This window comes from Pandoraea capi, from assembly GCF_902459735.1.
GTDB classification, from domain to species: Bacteria; Pseudomonadota; Gammaproteobacteria; order Burkholderiales; family Burkholderiaceae; genus Pandoraea; species Pandoraea capi.
Window position 1 is genome coordinate 142,069 of the sequence record NZ_CABPRV010000012.1, and the last position, 21,185, is coordinate 163,253.

A 21,185-nucleotide genomic window follows, 5' to 3' on the forward strand; every position below is an offset into this window, starting at 1 on the left:
CCGCATCGTGACGCGGTCACCGCTGGAACTCTGTGAAACGGTCAACGCACTGGTGAATTTAATGCTTCCAATGAGCGTCGCGATGTTCGGCTGGAAGTCAGCGAGCGCAGGCATAATGCGCGAGCCGGCACATTATCGGCAGCAAGTCGGCACATTTATCTCATTTTTCGAGCGAATTCGGCACGAACTACCGTGTATCCGCCGAAAGCTCAGGCGACATGACGGATCCATCGACAGACCAGCCCACGCGTACTCAGGCCCAGAAGGCGCGAGACTTCTCGCGCCATGTGCTGGGGCTGCGCAGTCTGGGATGTGTCCTGAGCGCTATCGCGGTATTCACGGCCATCCAGCGGGCCGGGGCGTCGCACGTCGGCTATGGGATCTGGGCGCTCAACGCGTTTCTCTGGCCTGCGTTCGCCCACGTCATCGCCATGGCGTCGCCCGATCCGGTCAAGGCCGAGCGGCGCAATCTGCTGTGCGATTCGGCCTTCGGCGGCGGCTGGGTGGTCGCCATGCAGTTCAGCGGTGTGCCATCCGCCGTGCTGGTGTCGGTGCTGCTCATGCACAACGCGTCCATTGGCGGGTACCGGATGTTGCGCGACGGCCTTCTGGCACTGATCGTCGGTGCGCTCCTGACCGGCACCGTGCTGGGCTTTACGGTGCAGACCCGCATTGAGCTCCGGGAGTTGGTGGCGAGCCTGCCGCTGCTGCTGATCTACCCGACGCTCGTCGGACTCGCGAGTTTTCGTCTGGCGAAGCGCTTGTCGAAAAGCGAGCGCACGCTGCGCCGCATCAGCGATCAGGACGATCTGACGTCGCTGCTCAATCGCCGATCCTGGATGCGAGCGCTCACGAACTGCTTTGCGGACAAGCGACTGGGACGCACGGGCACCGCGAGCATCGCGCTGATCGATATCGATGGTTTCAAGGAAATCAACGACCTGCACGGCCATCTTCAGGGCGACTCGCTGATCCGGATTCTGTCGGATGTCCTCTCGACCGAACTGGGCAGTCATGACGTCATCGGTCGATATGGCGGTGACGAATTCTGCGTACTGTTCGACGGGCAATCCGCCGAAAAGGCACGCCGCAAGCTGGAGAAGGTCTGTGCCGTGTTTTCGGATGCGACCCAAGGGCTCGACGCGTCACGCAATGTGACGCTGAGCGTCGGGGTGGCGAATTACACGGTCAATCTTGTGTCACCGACGTCGTGGCTGGCCATGGCCGATCACGCGTTGTACACCGCCAAGCGCTCGGGGAAAGACCGGATCGTCATTGCCGATATCGACGGTGGTTTCGAAGGCGTGGTGCTCCGCTGACAGCGGTGCCGTGCCGGGACACCGCGATTGACCCCGTCAAGCGGGGAGCAGGACGACGGCATACCGACGCCGCCCGTCGCCCATCTGCGTGTTCACCTGAGTGCAACTTTCGAATCCGGTCGTGGCGCTTTTGATTGACGGATCACGAGTCGCAGTGATTCGGAAGTTTCTGTAACTCTTGTCGCGTGTTCTTCCGCATCATGAAGCCTCGCCCCGTGGGGGCCTTTCTTCAAAGGAGGCATGGAATGACTGCGACACGTGTGGACTACCAGCGATGGATCTCGCTCAGACAGCGGGTGCCCGCTAACGAGTACCCGGTGCATCCGCTTCCCGAGAAACTACCGCGACGCGGCTACGTCGTCTGGTTCTACTTTCGGAACGAGTTCTTCGGTTCGCAGTACGACCCAAAGTTGAATATCTATGTGAGCGATCACGTCAAGAATCCGTGGGAAGCGGCCTTTCTCGAAACGAAGACCGAGGCGCTGGACATCGCGCGCCGCATGATTTGTCCCTGTCTGGTGCTGTTTGCCGCCGGCCCGCTCGGCCCGGTGACCGCGGTGGCCTGATGATTGAGGCCTGAGCGTTGAAGCCTGACAGGCAGCAGGGAAGGCGGTCGATGCGCTGACGCCCGCCCTCAACGTACGTCATTCACTCAAGTCCTTCTGCCCTTTGACGCGAACGAGAGCGACTGGCAACGCCGACGGCCTTACGCCGCCGCACCACGCGCCAGTCGCTGTGCCAGCGCAGCTTTCACCTCGGGCCATTCGTCGTCGATGATGCTGAATCGCACCGAATTGCGCTTGCGGCCATCCGGCATGATGCGTTCGTGCCGGACAATGCCTTCCTGTTTCGCGCCGATGCGCAAAATTGCAGCGCGCGATTTCTCGTTGAGCTCATCCGTCGTGAATTGCACGCGCACGCAACGCATCGTCTCGAACGCATAGGTCAGCAGCAAGGACTTGGCCTCGGTGTTGATGCTCGAGCGCTGTGCCGACGCACTGACCCATGTGTGCCCGCTTTCCTGCTTGCGGTGATGCCGTTCGAGGGGACGGAGTTCGACGCTGCTGCCGAGCCGCGTGGGCCGGAAATCGATGGCCGGGCAGGCAAGGGTAGACATGGAACGCGCGGTTGGGGTGAGAAGGCCTACATGCCGAATTCGCGCAGGCCTTCGAGATCGAGAATCGTCAACACCCCGTAGTCTACCTTCACCAGCCCGGCCTGCTCCAGCACCTTGAGCGCGAGGTTCACGCGTTGCCGCGACACGCCGGCGAGATAGCTCAGCTCCTCCTGCGAAATCTGTACGGTGTTGTCGTCCGACGGATAAAGGTTCGGATTGAACATGGACGACAGCGAGCGTGCCACGCGGGCGTCCGTATCGAGCAGACGTTCGTGTTCGACCGCCGCAATGAACTGTCCCAATCGCTCATTGAGTTGCAGCGTGAGAAAGCGATTGAACGGGATGCTGGTGTCGAGCAGCCAGTCGAACGTTGCGATCGGCATATGCGCGAGAACGGAATCGCGCAACGCCATGACGTCGTATTTGCGAATCTCGTGCTTGAGCACGGACCCTTCGCCGAACCATGCCCCGGCCGGCACGCCGGTAAAGGTCACGGACTTGCCGCTCGCCGAGGCCGTCGTAATCTTCACGAGCCCTTCGATCACGCCGAACCAGGCGTGCGTCGGGTCGCCCTTGCGGCACACGTAACCGCCGTTTTCGACCGGGCGCACGTGGATTTCCGCCATCACGCGCGCGCGTTGTTCCGGTGTCAGTCCTTGCGCCCACACGCTGCGCTGCAACAAGCTTTCGAGCGACATATAGGGACTTTCCCTTGATTGTCATCCTGGTGACAAACCCGTCGTGAGCCATGCGGTATCTTGGCCCTGCCTGGTAAGCGAGACAAGCATTCACGGTGCTCTGAAACGGCGCCGAAACACAAGTATAGAAGCTGAAATTTACCCGGCATATCGGTAGTCGCCGTAGTCGCTTGTTGATGACATTTGCTTTATTGCTGTACGCGCTGTATGGCATTCCAAATCAAAAAATAGCGTCGGACGAAGACGCTGCGAGCCACAAGTCGCGTGCCGCAAGCACGCGAGCCGACCGAGCCACGCCACTCCCCCTCGACTGACGTCGAAATGTGGCGAGACACAGGAGACTGGCATGCAGGAGCGGACTACCTTCCCGCGATTGTTGCTGGCGCATGCCGCGACACGGGGCGCCCGCACGGCGTATCGGGAAAAGGATCTCGGAATCTGGCAAAGCTGGAGCTGGCAGGAGGCTGCGCAGGAAGTGCGCATGCTCGCCTGTGCGCTCGCGGCTGCCGGGTTCAAACGGGGTGACAATCTGGCCATCGTCGGTAACAACCGCGTACGACTGTACTGGGCGATGACGGCCGCGCAGGCGCTCGGCGGTGTCGCCGTGCCGCTGTATCAGGACGCCGTTGCCGCAGAAATGGCGCACGTGCTCGAAGACGCGGAGATCGACTTCGTCATCGTCGAAGATCAGGAGCAGGTCGACAAGATGCTGGAGCTGCGCGAGCAGGTGTCGCGGCTGTCGCACATCATCTTCGAAGACCCGCGCGGTCTGCGCAATTACCACGCCGCAGGCTTGCAGTCTTACGATGCCGCCCTGGAGCTGGGGCGCACGTTCGACGCGAAGCATCCGCGGTACTTCGACGACGCCGTCGCCGGTGTGGACCCCGACGATACGGCCACCATCCTCTACACCTCGGGCACGACGGGAAAGCCCAAAGGCGTGTGCCACTCTCACGCGGGGCTGATCGGCGCGGCGTATCACGGCAGCACCTTCGACCGGCTCGGCCCGGGCGACGAAGTGCTGTCCTATCTGCCGATGGCCTGGGTCGGCGACCACCTCTTTTCCTACGCACAGGCGCTCGTGGCGGGCTTTACCGTGAACTGCCCCGAATCGCCCGACACGATTTCGACGGATATGCGCGAAATCGGCCCGACCTACTACTTCGCGCCGCCGCGTGTGTACGAAAACGTGCTCACGCAGGTCATGATCCGCATGGAGGACGCGAGTCGTATCAAGCGCAGGATGTTCGCGCATTTTATGAACGTGGCGAACCGCTGTGGCGCCGCCGTGCTCGACGGCCGGCCCGTGCCGGTGCTTGACCGGCTGCAATACGCGCTCGGCAATCTGTTCGTGTACGGCCCGCTGCGCAACACGCTCGGCATGAGCCGCATCCGCACGGCGTACACCGCAGGCGAAGCCATTGGCCCGGACCTGTTCCGTTTCTATCGCGCCATCGGCATCAACCTGAAGCAGTTCTACGGGCAGACCGAAACGTGTGCTTACGTCTGCCTGCAACCGGATCGTCAGGTGCGCTTCGACAGCGTGGGACCGGTTGCGCCGGGCATGGAGATCAAGATCGCCGAGAACGGCGAGGTGCTCGTGCGCGGTGTGGGGCTGCTCAAGGAGTATTACAAGCGCCCGGACGCCACGCGCGAAGCGCTCGACGAAGCGGGCTACTTCCGCACGGGCGACGCCGGCATCATCGACGCCGACGGGCATCTGCGCATCATCGACCGCGCCAAGGACGTCGGCAAACTCGCCTGCGGATCGCTGTTCGCGCCCAAGTACATCGAGAACAAGCTCAAGTTCTTCTCGTATATCAAGGAAGCGGTGGCGTTTGGCGATGGCCGCGACGGTGTCTGCGCGTTCATCAACATCGACATGGATGCGGTCGGCAACTGGGCCGAGCGGCAGAACCTCGCCTATGCCGGCTACCTCGATCTGGCCAGCAACCCGCTCGTGGCGGATCTGATCCTCGGTTGCATCGAGCAAGTCAATGCCGATCTCGCGAAGGAATCGGCCTTCGCCGCGGCGCAGATTCAGCGCTTCGTGATTCTGCACAAGGAACTGGACCCGGACGACGACGAACTCACGCGCACGCGCAAAGTGCGGCGCGCATACATCGCACAGAAGTACGACGTGCTGATCGACGCGTTCTACACGGGTAAGGCGTCGCAGTTCATCGAGACGCGGGTGAAATTCGAGGACGGACGCGAGGGCAGCGTGAGCGCCACGCTGACGATTCATCCGGCGCGCGTGGTCGGGGTGCGAGCCCCGGTCGACGACCCTGCGCCTGCGACATTGCGCTGTGCGGCCTGAGATGCACGGATTCACGACACTCGTGCGCGTCGTGAACCCCAGGCCGCAGCGTTTGCGCCGACCCGCACTGACTTCAGCCCGGCATTGCCGCAGGAGACGGTATGAGTGAGCCCCGCAAGACTGGCGACGTTTTACTCGATTTGCAGCACATCAGCTTGTCGTTCGGCGGCGTGAAGGCGTTGACGGACATTTCGTTCAACGTGATGGCGCACGAGATCCGCGCCATCATCGGCCCCAACGGCGCCGGCAAGAGTTCGATGCTTAACGTCATCAACGGCGTCTATCACCCGCAGCAGGGGACGATCGTCTTTCGCGGCGAGGTTCGTCAGCGCATGCATCCCACGGCGGCCGCGCGGCAGGGGGTGGCGCGCACGTTCCAGAACATTGCGTTGTTCAAGGGCATGTCCGTGCTCGACAACATCATGACGGGACGCAACACCCGCATGCGCGCCGGACTGCTCGCCAGCGCGATCTGGTGGGGCAAGGCGCGGCAGGAGGAAATGGCCAATCGCGCGAAGGTCGAAGCGATCATCGACTTCCTTGAAATCCAGCACATCCGCAAGACGCCGGTCGGCCGGTTGCCGTATGGCCTGCAAAAGCGCGTCGAACTCGCGCGCGCACTGGCTGCCGAGCCCGAGCTGCTGCTGCTCGACGAGCCCATGGCCGGCATGAACCTCGAAGAGAAGCGCGACATGTGCCGCTTCATCCTGGAAGTGAACGAGGAGTTCGGCACGACGATCGTGCTGATCGAGCACGACATGGGGGTGGTGATGGACATCTCCGATCGCGTGGTGGTGCTCGACTACGGCAAGAAGATCGGCGACGGCACACCGGCTCAAGTGCGCACCGACCCCGAGGTCATTCGCGCGTATCTCGGCGCGTCACATGGCATGCCGGCGGCTGCCTGACGGTAGACCGCTGCCGACGCATAGGTAACCTGGAGACATCGATGCAGTTCTTTTTCGAAATCCTTATCGGCGGTCTGCTCTCGGGCGTGATGTATTCGCTCGTGGCGCTGGGCTTCGTGCTGATCTTCAAGGCGTCCGGGGTCTTCAACTTCGCGCAGGGCGCGATGGTGTACTTCGCGGCGTTGTCGGTCGTCGGTCTCATGGAGCGCGGCCTGCCGCTGTGGGCGGCAGCCGTCGGCGCGTTCGTCGTCATGGTGCTCATGAGCATGGCCACGGAACGCTTCGTGTTGCGCAAGCTCGTGAACCAGTCGCCCATCACGCTGTTCATGGCGACGATCGGCCTGTCGTTCTTCCTCGAAGGCCTCGCGCCGCTGCTGTGGGGCAACGAGGTGCGTCCGCTGTCGCTGGGCATCGTGGACGAGCCCATCGCCTCGATCATGGACTCGACCGGCGTGCTGGTGAGCAGCTTCGACCTCGCCGCCGCCGGTATCGCCGCCGTGCTGGTCGCACTGCTGGCGTTGTTCTTCAAGGCGACAAGCATCGGCCGCGCGCTGCGCGCGGTGGCCGACGACCATCAGGCGGCGCTCTCGCTGGGCATTCCGTTGCAGCGTATCTGGGTCGTGGTGTGGAGCGTGTCGGGCTTCGTCGCGCTGGTGGCGGGCATGCTGTGGGGCTCGCGTAACGGCGTGCAGTTTGCGCTCACGATGACGGCGCTCAAGGCGCTGCCCGTGCTGATTCTCGGCGGCTTCACGTCGATTCCGGGCGCCATCGTCGGCGGGCTGATCATCGGCGCCGCGGAGAAGCTCGCGGAAATTTACGTGCCGCAGTTGTTGCAAGCCCAGTTCGGTGGAAATTTCGGCGGCATCGAGGGCTGGTTCCCGTACGTGTTCGCGTTGCTGTTCCTGCTGGTACGCCCGGAAGGGCTGTTCGGCGAGCGGCACATTGACCGCGTCTGAGCGGTGAGCGATCCATCCGGAATGTCCGCGTAAGCATTCATTGCAGAGGCCACACATGTTCTATCGCGAAGCTGGGCAGTTCAAGACGTCTTACGTTGCCGACAGCCAGATTTTCCCGATCCGGCAGGACCGCATCGCCGTGAGCGCCGTGCTCGTGGCGGCGTTCGGGGTGCTGCCATGGATTGCCTCCGAATACTGGCTCACCGCCATCCTCGTGCCGTTTCTCGTGTTCTCGCTCGCCGCGCTTGGCCTGAATCTGCTGACGGGCTACGCGGGGCAGTTGTCGCTCGGCACGGCGGCATTCATGGCCGTGGGCGCTTACGCGTCATACAACTTCCAGTTGCGCATCGAGGGCATGCCGATTCTGGCGTCGTTCGCGTTGGGCGGCGTGTGTGCCGCGCTCGTCGGCATTGCGTTCGGGCTGCCGTCGCTGCGCATCAAGGGCTTCTATCTGGCGGTGGCGACGCTGGCCGCGCAGTTCTTCGTGCTGTGGGTGCTGACGAAATTTCCCTGGCTGTCGAACAACAGTTCGTCGGGCGTGATCACGGCGCAGAAGATCTCCGTGTTCGGCGTAGACGTCGACACGCCCGTGCGCAAGTACCTGTTCGTGCTGGGCGTGGTGACGGTGATGGCGCTGATCGCCAAGAATCTCGTGCGCTCGCATATCGGTCGCGCCTGGATGGCCGTGCGCGACATGGACGTCGCTGCCGAAGTGATCGGTATTCCGCTCATGCGCGTGAAGCTGCTCGCGTTCGCGGTGAGCTCGTTTTACTGCGGCGTGGCCGGCGCACTGTACGCGTACTGCTATCTCGGCTCCGTCGAGCCGGACGGCTTCTCGCTCGACCTGTCGTTCCGGATTCTGTTCATGATCATCATCGGTGGCGTGGGCAGCATTCTCGGCAGCTTTCTGGGCGCGGCGTTCATTCTGCTGCTGCCGATCCTGCTCGACAGCACCTTGCCGAGCATCGCCACTTTCCTGCATCTGCCGTTCACCAACGCGACGGTTTCGCACATCCAGATGATGGTGTTCGGCGGTCTCATCATCTTCTTTCTGATTGTCGAGCCGCATGGGCTGGCGCGGCTGTGGCAGATCGCCAAGGAGAAACTTCGCATCTGGCCCTTCCCGCATTGAGGTTCGCCAAGCCGGCACGTATTCACGTATTGCCGGTGCAAGTTCGGGCATACACAAAACCACAGATGGAGACACAGCATGAACACGAAACGGTTGACGACATCGTTGGGCCTGGCGCTGGCGCTCGGCACGGGGGCGATGGGAGTGGCAGGGACGTCGTTCGCGCAGTCGAACGAGCAGTTCATCGCGCTGGCGGACTATCGCGTCGGTCCGTATGGCGCCAACGGCCAGTCGTTCTATGGCGGGTTCATCGACTATCTTCAATACGTCAACCTCAAGAACGGCGGGGTGAACGGCGTCAAGCTCACGTGGGAAGAGTGCGAGACCGAGTACAACAACGCCAAGGGCGTGGAGTGCTATGAGCGTCTGAAGGGCAAGAACCCCGTGACGAAAGGCACCGCCTATCACGTGATGGCGACGGGCATTTCGTATGCGCTGATCGACAAGACGGCCACCGATCAGGTGCCGCTCGTGATGATGGGCTACGGGCGCACCGACGCCGTGGACGGCAGCGTATTCCCGTGGGCGTTCCCGCTGGTGACGACGTACCAGATGCAGGCGTCGGCCATCATCAAGTTCCTCGCCGACAAGAACGGCGGATCGCTCAATGGCAAGAAGATCGTGTTCCTGTATCACGACTCGGCGTACGGCAAGGAGCCGATCGTCGCCATGCAGGCCGAATCGAAGATTCACAAGTTCAACCTGATCGAGATCCCGGTGGCGCATCCGGGTAACGAGCAGGGCGCGCAGTGGCTGCGGATTCGTCAGGAGAACCCCGACTACGTGGTGTTCTGGGGATGGGGGGTGATGAACCAGACGGCGCTCAAGGCGGCCCAGAAGGTCGGCTATCCGCGCGAGAAGATCATCGGTAGCTGGTGGGCTGGCTCGGAGGAAGACACGATCCCGGCCGGTCCGGCGGCCAAGGGCTACATGAGCGCGACGTGGAACGTGGCGGGCAAGCAGGTGCCGCTCATCGCCGACATCGAAAAGGTCGTGTACGGCGCGGGCAAGGGGAATATGCAGGACCCGTCGAAGGTCGGCTCGGTCCTGTACAACCGTGGCGTGTCGGCTGCCGTGGCGACGGTCGAGGCGCTCAACACCGCGCAGAACAAGTTCGGTAAAGGCAAGGTCTCCACGCCGGTGCAGGTGCGCTGGGCGCTCGAGAACCTGAACATCGATGCCGCCCGTCTCAAGGCGCTCGGCGCAACGGGCCTGCTGCCTGACATCAAGACGAGCTGCGAAGACCACGAAGGCTCGGGCAAGGTGCGTATTCAACAATGGGACGGCGCCAAGTGGGTCATGGTGTCCGACTGGATCGAGGGCAATCGTCGTCTGATCCACCCGCTGTTCGAAGCGTCGGCCAAGCAATACGCCAAGGAAAAGGGCATGACGCCCGCCTGCTTCAAGGGGTAAGGAGGGGGCAATGCCCCTCGCTGATGCGGCATGACCGTACGTAGCAAGGGCGAGGGGCGCATCGAGACATCGGACGATCCGGCGGGGGGATGCCACCGCCCGCCGGTCCCGGCAGCAACGATTGCGGAGTCACGCATGGAAGCGAGTTTGCGCGTCAATAACATCGAAGTCATTTACGACCACGTCATTCTGGTGCTCAAGGGCGTGTCGCTGATCGTGCCGGAGGGCAAGATCGTGGCGCTGCTGGGGGCCAACGGCGCGGGCAAGAGTACGACGCTCAAGGCCATCTCGAACCTGCTGCATGCCGAGCGGGGCGAAGTGACGAAGGGGACGATCGACTATCGCGGCGAGCGGGTCGAGAAGCTCACCCCGAACGGGCTCGTCAAGCGTGGTGTGATTCAGGTGATGGAGGGGCGTCACTGCTTCGGCCATCTGACCATCGAAGAGAATTTGCTGACCGGCAGCTATGTGCGCCACGCGTCGCGCGGTGCGCAGCAGCACGCGCTGGAGCGCATCTACGCCTATTTCCCGCGTCTGAAGACGCGCCGCAAGTCGCAGGCGGGATACACGTCGGGCGGCGAGCAGCAGATGTGCGCAATCGGGCGCGCCATGATGGCGCAGCCGTCGATGATTCTGCTCGACGAACCGTCGATGGGCCTGGCGCCGCAGATCGTCGAGGAGATCTTCACGATCGTGCGCGATCTGAACCAGCGCGAGAACGTCAGTTTCCTGCTGGCCGAGCAGAACACCATGGCGGCGCTGCGCTATGCCGACTATGGCTACATCCTCGAGAACGGTCGCGTCGTGATGGACGGCGACGCCGACGTGCTGCGCGATAACGAGGACGTCAAGGAGTTCTATCTCGGCATCGCCAAGGACGGCGCGAGCAGCGCGGGGAGTTTCCGTAACGTCAAGAGCTACCGGCGTCGCAAGCGCTGGATCGCCTGAGCGGATAGACAAACCCACCCGAACGCACCCGAAAGAACGCCGGCATGTCCAGACGCTGCCAGGGGCATGGCCGTGCGCGGGTCCCTGAATCCTGATCGCCTCATCGTGGATATGAACCAATACTTCGATACGCTGGAAACGCGTGCGCCGGCGCTTCGCGAGCAGGCGCTGCTCGCCGCGCTGCCCGGGCAGGTGGCCCACGCCCGCACGCATGCGGCCTACTTTGCCGAGACGCTGGGCGACGTCGATGCGAGCCAGATCGGTTCGCGCGACGCACTGGCCGGCCTGCCCGTCACGCGCAAATCGGATCTGTCGACCTTCCAGCAGCGGCACCCGCCGCTGGGCGGTCTGAACGCGACGCCGGTCAGCGGGCTGGCTCACGTCTATCAATCGCCCGGTCCGATCTATGAGCCGGACGGGCGCGGCAGCGACTGGTGGCGCTTCGCGCGGGCGATGTTCGCGGCCGGATTGCGCGCGGGCGATCTCGTCTACAACACGTATTCGTATCACTTCACCCCGGCGGGCATGATGATCGAGACGGGGGCGACGCGTCTGGGCTGTTGCGTGTTTCCGGCGGGTGTCGGGCAGACGGAGCTGCAACTGGAAGCGATTCGTCATCTGCGGCCGGTGGCGTACGCGGGCACGCCGTCGTTCCTGAAGATTCTCATCGAGAAGAGCGAGGCGGCAGGGGCGGACATCAGCAGCATCCGGCGCGCGACGTTATCCGGCGAGGCGCTGCCGCCATCGTTGCGCGAGTGGTTCAATGGGCGGGGGATTACGGCGCGTCAGTTGTACGGCACGGCGGATCTCGGGCTGATCGCGTTCGAGAGCGACGCGCAGGCGGGGCTGATCGTCGACGAGAACGTGCTCGTCGAGCTGGTGGAGCCGGGCGGCACGAAGCCGGTGGCGGACGGCGAAGTCGGCGAGGTTGTGGTCACGAACTTCAATCCGGACTATCCGTTGATCCGGTTCGCGACCGGCGACCTGTCGGCGATCGAGGCGGGCATCAGTCCGTGTGGGCGAACGAACGTGCGCCTGAAGGGCTGGCTGGGGCGCGCCGATCAGACCGTCAAGGTGCGGGGCATGTTCGTGCATCCGGGGCAGATCGGCGAGATCGGCAAGCGCTATCCGGAGTTGGTTCGCGTGCGTCTGCGGGTCGAGGGGCGTGTCGGCGACGACCGGATGCGACTGCTCTGCGAGACCACCGATACGCCGCCGGAAGGGCTCGCCGCGCGGGTTCAGGAGACGTTGCGCGACGTGACGCGTTTGCGCGGCGAAGTCGACTTCGTCGCCGCAGGCTCGCTCCCGGCGGACGGGAAGCTGGTGGAGGACGCGCGGGCTTACGACTGATTGACCCCGAACGACACTGACGTCTTTCATCGACAAGGCGCGCGAGGTATGAGCCTCTGCGCGCCTTGGCATTTTCGGGCGGCGTGGCATAGCGCCACGCCGCTTCGATCACAACTTCGCTAAGGCTGCCGGCGCTTGCTGGCCGACGGGCGCGTCCGCCGGCACGGTCTTGCGATGCGTCGACCCGGCCAGCAGGATACCGAGTGCGGCGAGTATCGCGGGAAGGGCGAGCAGCGAGAACAGCCCCGCGTTGCTCCAGCCGGCGGCCAGCAGAATGGCGCCGCCGAACGACCCCGCGACCGCGCCGATCCGACCGATGCCGAGCGCCCACGCCACGCCCGTCGCCCGGTTGGAGGTCGGGTAATAGGCCGAGGCGATGACGTTCGCACAGACCTGAGAGCCGCTGACGCAGAAGCCCGTCACGAAAATGCCGATGGCCAGCCAGGTGGCGCTGCCCGCGACCGCCAGCGAGGCCAGCGAAATGGCGCCCAGCACGTACGCCGCCGCCACCACCTTGTATGGATGGAACCGGTCGATCAGCACGCCGAGCACAATCGCCCCCAGCACGCCGCCGCCTTGCAGCAAACCGGCAAACATCGACGCCTGCTTGAGCGTGAGCCCGCTACGCTGGGCGAGAATCGGCAGCCAGTTGATGAGCAGATACAGCAGCAACAGGCTCATGAAGAACGCCAGCCAGAGCAACAACGTGCCGCGTCGGTAATCGCGATGAAACAGTTGCACCACGGGCGAAGACGGCAGGCGGTCGTCGGCGGCGACGAAATGCAGACCGGCGTGCATGCGCCCCGGCGCGACGCGCGAGAGAATCGCTGCGATCCGGGCCTGCGTCCCACCGCGAATCGCGAGAAAGCGCACCGATTCCGGTAACGTGAACCAAAGCACGGGCACGAGCGCGAGGGGCAGCAGCCCACCGAGCGCGAGCAGGCCGCGCCAACCGATGCCGGCCACCAGATACGCCGTGACCACGCCGCCGAGCGCCGAGCCGAGCGAGAAGCCGCAGAACATGAGCGTGAGCAGCGTGCCGCGACGCCGTTCGGGGCTGAATTCCGAGGTGAGGGTGATGGCGTTGGGCATCGCACCGCCGAGGCCCAGTCCCGTCAGAAAGCGCATGGCTATCAGCCATTCGAGGTTGGGCGCCAGCGCCGCGCCCACGCTCGCGGCCCCGAAGCCTGCTACGGACAGGATCAGCACCAGGCGGCGTCCGATGCGATCGGCCGCCGGGCCGCTACAGAACGCCCCGACCATCAGGCCCAGCAGCCCGGCGCTGAATAGCGGCCCGAGCGAGACCATCGACAACTGCCACTCGCTTCTGATGTGTGGCGCGATGAAGCCGATGATGGCGATGTCGAAACCGTCGAGCGCGACGATCAGAAAGCACATCGCGCTGATCATGATCTGAAAGCGCGAGACGGGACTCGCGTTGATGAAGTCCCGCACGTCGACGGGCGAGGATCTGCTGGTCGGCTGTTCCATGAAAGTGTCTCCTGTCTGTGCTTTTTTGCTTTGTCGTGGGCTTGTGAGGGCAACCGCCGCTACGCGGCGTGCCCGTGGAGCGAGGTGGCGCCGCTCGCTTCCACTTGCGCGACGAACGCTGGATCGCGCTCGCGCAGGTCCTCGTGCGTCACACGTCCGGTGCGCAGCATGTAGTCGTAGGCGAAGCTCACCGGGTCGAGGTGCATGCGTCGATCGACCGATTCGTACCAGTCGAGGCTTCGCCGGGCGGCATCCTGAAAGCGATCCGACGCGCTGCGGCGGCTCCGCTCGAACGCCGCGAAGGCCGCCGGTACGTCGTTGCGATTGGCGCAGATCGCCTCGAACAGCGCGATGGCGTCCTGCATCGCCATGCGGGTGCCGGAGCCGAGCGAGAAGTGCACGCTACGCAGCGCATCGCCGAGCAGCACGACATTGCCGTGCGACCAGCGGGCATTGCTGACCACGCGTGCCTGAAACCAGTGGGAGCGGTTCGTCAGCAACGGGTGACCGCCCAGTTCCTCCGCGAAGGTCTGCTCGCACAAGGCGCGGCTTTCGTCCTCGGTCGCGGTGTCGAGGCCACACCGTGCCCACGTCTCGGGATCGACCTCGACGAGGAACGTCGAGCGCTCCGGGCTGTATTGGTAGGCGTGCGCCATGAATACGCCGTGCGGCGTTTCGCGGAAGATCAGCGACACCGGATGGAACAACTGCGAGGTGCCGTACCACGCGAACTTGTTGCGGCGTTCGTCGAAGCTCGGTGAGAAGTGCTCGGCCATGCGCGTGCGCACTTCGCTGTTCACGCCGTCGGCCGCGATGATGACATCGGCGTCAGGGAGTTGTGCGGGGTCCATGATGTGGCTCTGATAACGCACGTCCACACCGGCGTCTTCACACGCCTGTTGCAGCACGCGCAGCATGTCGATGCGGGAGGTGCGCGAGAAATGGTTGTTGCTCAGGCGTACCGGCACGCCCTGATGCACGATTTCCATGTAGTCGCAGCGGGTGTGGTGCGCGGTGAACTTCCGGAAGAAGGCTTCGTCGGCTTCCTTCAGAAACGCGAGCGCGATGTCGGAGAAGACAACGCCCCAGCCATAGGTCGCGTTCGCGGCATTGCGTTCATGGACGACGATCTCGTCTTCCGGATGACGCTGCTTCATGAGCAGCGAGAAATACAGGCCGGCGGGCCCGCCACCGATGACGGCGATTTTCATGAGAATCTCCTCTAAGGGGGATGCAGATCGATGGAGTGAGGCTCAGGCCGCTTGCACGCGTCGGGATGCGTCGGTGTCGGCCAGCAGCGCGCCCGCATTCGGCACGACCGGCGCCAGCCCCAGGTGATCGAGCATCTGGCGCACCGTGCTCACGGCCGTCGACGTGACGGGCAGCCCGATGCGGTCCTGTGCGATCTGGATGGCAGGCAGCGAGGGCATTTGTACGCAGGCCGAGAGCACCACGGCGTCGGCGTTCGCGGTGTTAAGTCGCTTCACGTCGTCGAGCAACTGCATCGGGTCGCGTTGCCCGACGGCGAGGTTGTCGGGAATCTCGAACGACAGGGCGTCGAGGACTTCGATGCCTTCATGCTCGATGTACTCGACCACGGCTTGCGTGAGCGGCTTCATGTAGGGCGCCATGAGCGCGATCTTGCGGGCGCCGAGCGTCTTCAGCCCGGCGACGAGCGCGCCTGCCGAGGTCATGATGGCGGCGTCGCAATGGTTCTCCCGGGCCACCTGCTGCAAGTCGGCTTCGACCTGACGGTGATAGCCCGGTCCCATGGCCATGATGGCGACGAGGCAGGCCGTGCTCATCACGTCGACGCGAGCGTCGGCCAGTTCGGCCGCGCAGCGCAGACCCTGACGATTCATAGCCTCCAGTTCCTCTTTCACCACGCGGTGCATGCGCATCCGGCTTGCGTGGAACGTGAAGCGCTCCGGCAGCATTTGCTCGCGTGCGCGCAGCATCGCGGGAATTTCGGTTTCCATCGTGGTGTTCGAGCTGGGCACGATCTGGCCGATGCGGAAAGGGCGTTGCGTCATGTCGGGTCTCCGGCGAATGTCGGGAAAGTGGGGGCGGATGCCGCGACGCCAGGGGTGCCGGCGGCGCAGTCGGTCCGGTATCGTTCGAGCGCCGTGCGCAGCACGGGCGGCATGTCAATGGACTCGCGCGCGCCCCGCTGGATGCAGATCGGCGTGAGCTTCGCGATGAACGCGACATCGCCCTCGGCTTTGCGTGCGGTCATCTGCAAGGTGAAGGTTCTCGTGCGGATGTCGGCGACCTCGACCGTGACGTCGAAGACATCGTCGGGCCACAGGGAGCGGCGGAAATCGAAGTCAAGTGCGCGCGTGGGCGTGCCGAAGCCATGCCGGTTCTTGACGGCTTGGGGCGTGCCGCCGAACAGCGAGCCGTAGAACAGTTCGGCAATCGAGATGACGTAGTCAGAGAAGGTCGCGGTATAGACCACGCCAGCCGGATCGCACTCGCCCCATCGCACCTGTCGGCGCACCACGAACGGTTGCTCGCTCACCACGTATTCGGTGCTGATCATGCGCCCTCCCTAGCGGGCTGGCCGGCGCTCTCGTGCGGGGATGTCTCAGCCGCGATCCGGGCGGCAATGGCCGCGCGCAGCGACGCCTTGTCGACCTTGCCGACACGCGTGACCGGGAACTCGTCGACGATTTCGATGCGCTCGGGGCACTTGAACTTCGCCAGTCCGTGGCCGACGAGAAACGCGACGAGTTCGCCGACCGTCGGCGCCCGCTGCCCGGGGCGGAGAATGAGATAGACGCAGCCACGCTCGCCGTAGACCGGGTCCGGCATGGCGACCAGCTTGGCGTCCGCAACGGCGGGGTGATGGCTGACGAACGCCTCGACTTCCTCGCACCCGATCTTCTCGCCGCCGCGATTGATGTTGTCGCGAAGGCGTCCCTCGAAGGCAAAGCAGCGCACGCCGTCGACGATCCGCTCCGTCACCATGTCGCCGGTGCGCACGAAGCCGTCGGGCGTGAGCGTCTGCGACGTGGCTTCGGGGGCGTTGTAGTAACCGCGCAGGCTCGACGGGCCGCGAAAGCAAAGCTCGCCCGGCGTGCCCGGGGCGACGGCCGTGTCGCTGCCGGGAAACAGCACGCGGATCTCGTCGTCCTCACAGCCGGAATGCCCTTGCGTGTGGTGCCGCAAATTCGCCGACAGGCGTGCGCCAGCGCCCATGAGCAACCCTTCGGTCGTGCCGTAGAGGTTGAAGCACGGCACGCCCAGATGCGCTTCGAGCGAGTCGGCACGGCTCATCGTGCCGAAGAGTTGCAGTGAGGACAGGTCATGTCGGGCGACATCCTTGTACGCGATCATCTGCGGCGCGACCGGACCGATCGACAGCCCGTGCGTCACGCGATGGGTCTCGATCAGCGTGAGCATGCGGGCGATGTCGACGCGCGGCATCAGTACGGTCGTCATGCCCGCGACGACGGTCGAGACGAGCACGTAAAGCTGACCGGCGTTGTGCAGCAACGGCAGCGACCAGATCATGCGGCTGTGCTCCGTCATGCCGATGTGCTGCATCCACGCGAGCGAATGGCCGATGTACTCGGCATGAAAGCGCGGGATGATTTTGGGAACCCCGGTCGTGCCGCCGGAAAGCTGAAAGCTCAGCACGTCTTCGCTGCCGATCGTCACACCCGCCAGTACCGCGCGGGCTTGCTCGATCGGCATGGCGTCGATCAGCCGGTCGATGGCGGCGTATCCGGCCACGCCTGCGTGTGCCGTCGTGCCACGGGCGACGAGCAAATGCCGCAGCGAAGCATGGCGATCCATCATCTGACGGGCGAATCCGACGAGATCGAATGCCGAGAAATCGGCCTGCACGAAGTAAGCGCGCGCGTCCGATTGGGTCGCCAACTGGCCGATCTCGACTTCCCGGTATTGCGGCACCGCGCATACCGGAACGACGCCCGCTTTGTATGCGCCCATCAGGGCGACGACGGTGTCGATGGTCGTTCCCATCTGAAAGATCGCGCGATCGCCGGGGCGCAAGCCCACTTCGAGCAGGGCCGCGCCGAGCCGTTCGCTGCGATCGTCCAGCTCGGCAAAGGTGAGGGTGGCTTCGTCACTGAGGTAGGCCGGGCGTTCGGGCACGCGCGCGGCGGTGGCGCGCAAGGCGTCGCCGAGCGTGGTGTCGCGCCATGCGTTCGACGCGAAGTACCGCCGCGCCAGATGCGGCGGACAGTAGGTGACGCCGTCGATAGGGTGATAGATACCGCTCATGTTGTCTCCTGCACCACGGTTTTCATTGTGTTGTGACGTGTTGACGGTGCCCGTTCAGCGGCCCGGCGATTCCGCGGACCCGGCGCGTGGTGCAATGCGTACGGTGTCGCGTCCGTAGCTCTCGATCTGGCCGTCGAGCCCGCCGGTGAAGAGGCCATACCAGACGGCGGGTTTCAGACCGAGCGCGCGGCGCTCGAACGCGATCGGTACGTCGCTCGAAATCACCGTGTAGTCGCCCGCGGTCTCCACGCGGCAAGACGCCATCTCGCGAGCCGTCTGCGCGAACGTGGCGAACTCGGGAACGTTCAATACAAAGATATGCAATGCGCGTGCGTTCATGACTGGCGCTCCGGGCGAAGGGCGTTGAGGTGGTGTTGCGCCTTGCGCTGCCACACGGTGTCGATGCAGGTATTGGGCTGACCGCTCGCCAGCCCTTCGTCTTCGATCTCCATGGCGGCTTCAAGCGTGAGCGCGGCGTCGCGGGCGTCGATATCGGCCAGCGGGCGAAGCTTGCGCGTGATCTCGATGAAATAGCCGTTGGGGTCGCGGAAGTAGATCGATTCGATGACTTCGTGGGCGGTCTCCGCCGAGACTTCGACGCCGCGCGCTTCCAGTCGCGTTTTCCACGCGTGGAGTTCGTCCTGCGAGTCGACGAGCCATGCGGTGTGCGTCGCATCGAATACGTGATCTTCCGGCAGCGGGGCACGTCCGGGCCGCTCGCTGAGCGACGCCGGTTCTTTGGCGCCGAGGTAATAGAAGAACGCAATCGTGCTGCCGTTGCCGCTGTCGAAGAAGAAGTGCAGGAAGTCGGGGTGCGTTGCCGGCCCCCAGCCCCGGGCGGAGATGGTGTGGGTCAACGGCAGGCCGAGGACGTCGCGGTAGAACTCGACGGTTTGCCGCAGCCGCCAAGTCGGGCGGGCAGTGTGGTCGACGCCGTGCAGGCGCAGGGCGAGATCGGTCGCCGGAATGTCGTTCAGTTTCATAGCGGGTTCAGTAGAGGCATTGGGGCGTCAGGGAAGACGTCGATTCATGACGGGAACGTTTCGCGCAGCCAGTCCCGGAGCAGTCGGCCGGCAACATAACGCCCGGCTTCCTCTCCTTCGGCCAGCGCACGACCGTGATGGTCGCCTCGCACGCGGCGATGCGATTTATGCGACGTGCCGAGGCGCTCGTAGATTTCGGTGATCACGCTGGGAAAGCACGCCTGATCGCCGGTGTACTCGATCAGCAGCGTGGGTTGCACGATGGCGGGGGCGGTCTTCGAGAGCAGGGCATTTGACGACAGGCCGGACCACGTCGAGAGCCAGGCCTCGGGGGAACACACACGGCCAAAGCCGACGGAGCCGTAATTCGACGTGAAGGGGTCGCTGCCCCACAGCGAGCCATAGCGCCGGTCTGACGGATCGAGCGTCAGATCGAAGCAGCGCAGGTCGGCATCGGTACGCCAGATCGTCATCAACGGCGTGTGCGCGGCCATGCGGTGCAGGCGTGCGTCGGTATTGCCGGGGGCGCGCTTCAAACGCTCGCGTGCGCCCTGACGTGCAGCGATCAGGTCGCGCGCGGTGGCGTCGAGTCGGGCAACGCGCGCGGCCTGTGCTGCGCGATAACGCGTGACAAAGTCGTCGGTGTAGCGGGTCTCGGTGGCACCGTCGGCGCGACGGGGGGCATAACCGTTGGCGGTGTCGAATGGATCGAGCGCCGGATCGACGCTCAACGCGTCGTGCTCGTTGGTCACCGAGGGATCGATGCACGTTTGCAGCAAAGCGCCCTGACCGGGGTGCGGCGCGACGAACACCACGCCATCGATCTGCGGCATGTCGAGCGCAGCCAGACGCGTCGGGCGTCCGCCCGGGGTGCGTTCGATGCGCTCGGTCGGCGCGAGATTGGACTGCTGCACGTATAGCGCATACAGGCCGCTGCCGCCCGAGTTACCGAGCAGCACGATCTTCCTGAACCCCGCCTCGCGCAGAAACTGCATACCGGCGGCGACGTCGTAGAGCGCGAATTCGTGTTCGAGCCGCATGTCGTTGCCGACCGAACGCGGCGCCTGCGTCCAGGCGGCGAATCCGGCCTCGACGATGTCCGGAATCAGGTAATGGCAGGCCATGAATTCACGCGGATGCATGATGCACACCACCGTATCGGCCGAGCCTGCCCCGTAAAGCGAACCGCTTGTGGCCGCGCCGTCTGCCGTGCGCAGCACGACGTTGCGTGTCGTCGTGCCGAGCGGCAGATCGCGCGGGTTCCAGTCCGTGTTCAGAAATCCTGCCGTCGCGGCCTGTCCTGCGGCGCGAGCCGGTTGTTGATGACTCATCTCTCCACCTCCTTTTTTTACATGCTAGTCCAAATTTTTACAAAGTAGTAAACATTTTTGACGAAATTTGACGTTTACGTAAAAACCCGGAGATGCCGAGGTGTAGTGCTTTTCTGGTGAATAGGATTCGGTTATCGTGGGTGCTTCTGACACAAGCGTCAAAAATTGAACGGACATTGGCCATGAGCAAGACGCAGACGAAAAGCGACGCGCTGCGGGAGAACATCCTGGATGTCGCGACGAAGCTGTTCATCGAGCGCGGGTTCGACGGCACGAGCTTCAACGACATTGCCGACGTTGTCGGCGTGACCCGCCCTGCGCTCTACTACTACTTCAAGAGCAAGGAAGCGATCCTTGAAGTGCTGACGGCGGTCGTCACGCGCGCCGCCGGCGATCTGGTGTCGGAGGCATTGCCCGAAAATCTGCGGCAACCATCGGCCATGCTGAGGCATCTCGTGCTCCGGCATGCGCATCTCATCCTCACGCACCCGCTGCAATTCCGGGTCGTGGAGCGCAATGAAGACAACCTTCCGCCGGAGCAGCGAAAGCTGGCGGAGCAGTCGCGGCGCGCGGTGCTGGAGCAATTCCGGCACGCCATCGAGCTGGGCATCGAGCGCGGTCAGTTTCGCGTGATGGATGCGAGGGTCGCGGCGTTCTCGATCATCGGGATGTGCAACTGGACAGCGTGGTGGTTCACGCCGACGGGCTCGCGAAACGCCGGGGAAATCGCAGAGCAGATTGCCGACATGGCGTTGCGTTCGGTCGAGCAGGAAGCGGGACGTCAGTTGAGCGAGCAGAGCGCAGCGGGCGTGTTGAAACTGCTGCGCGACGATATCGATCTGCTTGAAAGGCACATCAAGTCGTAGGCATTCCGTCGTCGTTTCTCGTAGTCTCGACAGGCAAAACACGAAGCGAAAATCCCGCTAACGTTATCTCCCTCGTGCGCATTTGCATGCGCGCGCCCCGCA

19 protein-coding genes and 1 pseudogene are annotated in these 21,185 nt (G+C 64.0%); 10 read left to right on the forward strand and 10 right to left on the reverse strand.

Going from position 1 to position 21,185, the window contains the following annotated elements; genetic code table 11:
• Nucleotides 1-218: 218 nt before the first annotated feature.
• Both PCA20602_RS21710 and PCA20602_RS21715 read left to right on the forward strand, forming a co-directional pair.
• A complete protein-coding gene (locus PCA20602_RS21710; protein WP_150722961.1) occupies nt 219-1,319 on the forward strand; it encodes a diguanylate cyclase in 1,101 nt (366 codons plus the stop codon).
• Nucleotides 1,320-1,564: 245 nt separating this feature from the next.
• On the forward strand, nt 1,565-1,885 hold the full coding sequence (locus PCA20602_RS21715; protein WP_069341283.1) for a hypothetical protein: 321 nt from the start codon (nt 1,565-1,567) through the stop codon (nt 1,883-1,885).
• A 140-nt stretch (nt 1,886-2,025) separates the two neighbouring features.
• On the opposite strand, the pseudogene PCA20602_RS21720 reads toward PCA20602_RS21715, so the two are convergent.
• Both PCA20602_RS21720 and panV read right to left on the reverse strand, forming a co-directional pair.
• Nucleotides 2,026-2,394: pseudogene (locus PCA20602_RS21720) on the reverse strand (GNAT family N-acetyltransferase); the annotation flags it as partial.
• 68 nt (nt 2,395-2,462) lie between these two features.
• Nucleotides 2,463-3,134: a pandorabactin biosynthesis transcriptional regulator PanV gene (gene panV, locus PCA20602_RS21725; RefSeq protein ID WP_150722962.1), complete on the reverse strand. Its 672-nt coding sequence runs from the start codon at nt 3,132-3,134 to the stop codon at nt 2,463-2,465.
• A gap of 346 nt (nt 3,135-3,480) precedes the next feature.
• Between panV and PCA20602_RS21730 the strand changes: the two genes are divergently transcribed.
• The 7 genes from PCA20602_RS21730 (at nt 3,481) to PCA20602_RS21760 (ending at nt 12,161) form a co-directional block, all read left to right on the forward strand.
• On the forward strand, nt 3,481-5,454 hold the full coding sequence (locus tag PCA20602_RS21730) for an AMP-dependent synthetase/ligase (RefSeq protein ID WP_150722963.1): 1,974 nt from the start codon (nt 3,481-3,483) through the stop codon (nt 5,452-5,454).
• A 101-nt stretch (nt 5,455-5,555) separates the two neighbouring features.
• Complete coding sequence (locus tag PCA20602_RS21735) at nt 5,556-6,362, forward strand: ABC transporter ATP-binding protein (RefSeq protein ID WP_150722964.1); 807 nt, start codon at nt 5,556-5,558, stop codon at nt 6,360-6,362.
• A 41-nt stretch (nt 6,363-6,403) separates the two neighbouring features.
• Entirely contained in the window at nt 6,404-7,318 is a 915-nt protein-coding gene (locus PCA20602_RS21740) for a branched-chain amino acid ABC transporter permease (protein ID WP_150722965.1), read from the forward strand.
• A gap of 55 nt (nt 7,319-7,373) precedes the next feature.
• Nucleotides 7,374-8,450 (forward strand): branched-chain amino acid ABC transporter permease, encoded by a 1,077-nt coding sequence (locus PCA20602_RS21745; protein ID WP_150722966.1) that lies wholly within the window; start codon nt 7,374-7,376, stop codon nt 8,448-8,450.
• Between the two features lie 138 nt (nt 8,451-8,588).
• Nucleotides 8,589-9,863, forward strand: a complete 1,275-nt coding sequence (locus tag PCA20602_RS21750; RefSeq protein WP_246182284.1) for an ABC transporter substrate-binding protein — start codon at nt 8,589-8,591, stop codon at nt 9,861-9,863.
• A gap of 135 nt (nt 9,864-9,998) precedes the next feature.
• A complete protein-coding gene (locus PCA20602_RS21755) occupies nt 9,999-10,811 on the forward strand; it encodes an ABC transporter ATP-binding protein (protein ID WP_150723015.1) in 813 nt (270 codons plus the stop codon).
• Nucleotides 10,812-10,922: 111 nt separating this feature from the next.
• Entirely contained in the window at nt 10,923-12,161 is a 1,239-nt protein-coding gene (locus PCA20602_RS21760; RefSeq protein ID WP_150723016.1) for a phenylacetate--CoA ligase family protein, read from the forward strand.
• A 108-nt stretch (nt 12,162-12,269) separates the two neighbouring features.
• Here the strand turns inward: PCA20602_RS21760 and PCA20602_RS21765 are convergent, their stop codons facing one another.
• Genes PCA20602_RS21765 through PCA20602_RS21795 form a run of 8 tightly spaced genes read right to left on the reverse strand, consistent with a single transcriptional unit; the run spans nt 12,270 to nt 20,217 of the window.
• The gene (locus PCA20602_RS21765) at nt 12,270-13,652 is read right to left on the reverse strand and encodes an MFS transporter (RefSeq protein WP_150722968.1); all 1,383 of its coding nucleotides are present in this window, start codon (nt 13,650-13,652) and stop codon (nt 12,270-12,272) included.
• A gap of 59 nt (nt 13,653-13,711) precedes the next feature.
• The gene (locus PCA20602_RS21770; protein ID WP_150722969.1) at nt 13,712-14,863 is read right to left on the reverse strand and encodes an FAD-dependent monooxygenase; all 1,152 of its coding nucleotides are present in this window, start codon (nt 14,861-14,863) and stop codon (nt 13,712-13,714) included.
• Between the two features lie 42 nt (nt 14,864-14,905).
• Nucleotides 14,906-15,685 (reverse strand): maleate cis-trans isomerase family protein, encoded by a 780-nt coding sequence (locus PCA20602_RS21775; protein ID WP_150722970.1) that lies wholly within the window; start codon nt 15,683-15,685, stop codon nt 14,906-14,908.
• Complete coding sequence (locus PCA20602_RS21780) at nt 15,682-16,194, reverse strand: acyl-CoA thioesterase (protein WP_246182281.1); 513 nt, start codon at nt 16,192-16,194, stop codon at nt 15,682-15,684. Before PCA20602_RS21780 ends, PCA20602_RS21775 begins: the two co-directional genes overlap by 4 nt.
• The gene (locus tag PCA20602_RS21785; RefSeq protein WP_150722971.1) at nt 16,191-17,903 is read right to left on the reverse strand and encodes an AMP-binding protein; all 1,713 of its coding nucleotides are present in this window, start codon (nt 17,901-17,903) and stop codon (nt 16,191-16,193) included. Before PCA20602_RS21785 ends, PCA20602_RS21780 begins: the two co-directional genes overlap by 4 nt.
• Before the next feature lie 54 nt (nt 17,904-17,957).
• On the reverse strand, nt 17,958-18,242 hold the full coding sequence (locus PCA20602_RS26310) for a hypothetical protein (protein WP_343032111.1): 285 nt from the start codon (nt 18,240-18,242) through the stop codon (nt 17,958-17,960).
• A complete protein-coding gene (locus PCA20602_RS21790) occupies nt 18,239-18,886 on the reverse strand; it encodes a VOC family protein (protein WP_343032112.1) in 648 nt (215 codons plus the stop codon). Before PCA20602_RS21790 ends, PCA20602_RS26310 begins: the two co-directional genes overlap by 4 nt.
• Before the next feature lie 44 nt (nt 18,887-18,930).
• Nucleotides 18,931-20,217: an alpha/beta fold hydrolase gene (locus PCA20602_RS21795; protein WP_150722972.1), complete on the reverse strand. Its 1,287-nt coding sequence runs from the start codon at nt 20,215-20,217 to the stop codon at nt 18,931-18,933.
• Nucleotides 20,218-20,399: 182 nt separating this feature from the next.
• Between PCA20602_RS21795 and PCA20602_RS21800 the strand changes: the two genes are divergently transcribed.
• Nucleotides 20,400-21,083, forward strand: a complete 684-nt coding sequence (locus PCA20602_RS21800; protein ID WP_150722973.1) for a TetR/AcrR family transcriptional regulator — start codon at nt 20,400-20,402, stop codon at nt 21,081-21,083.
• The last annotated feature ends 102 nt before the right edge of the window (nt 21,084-21,185 follow it).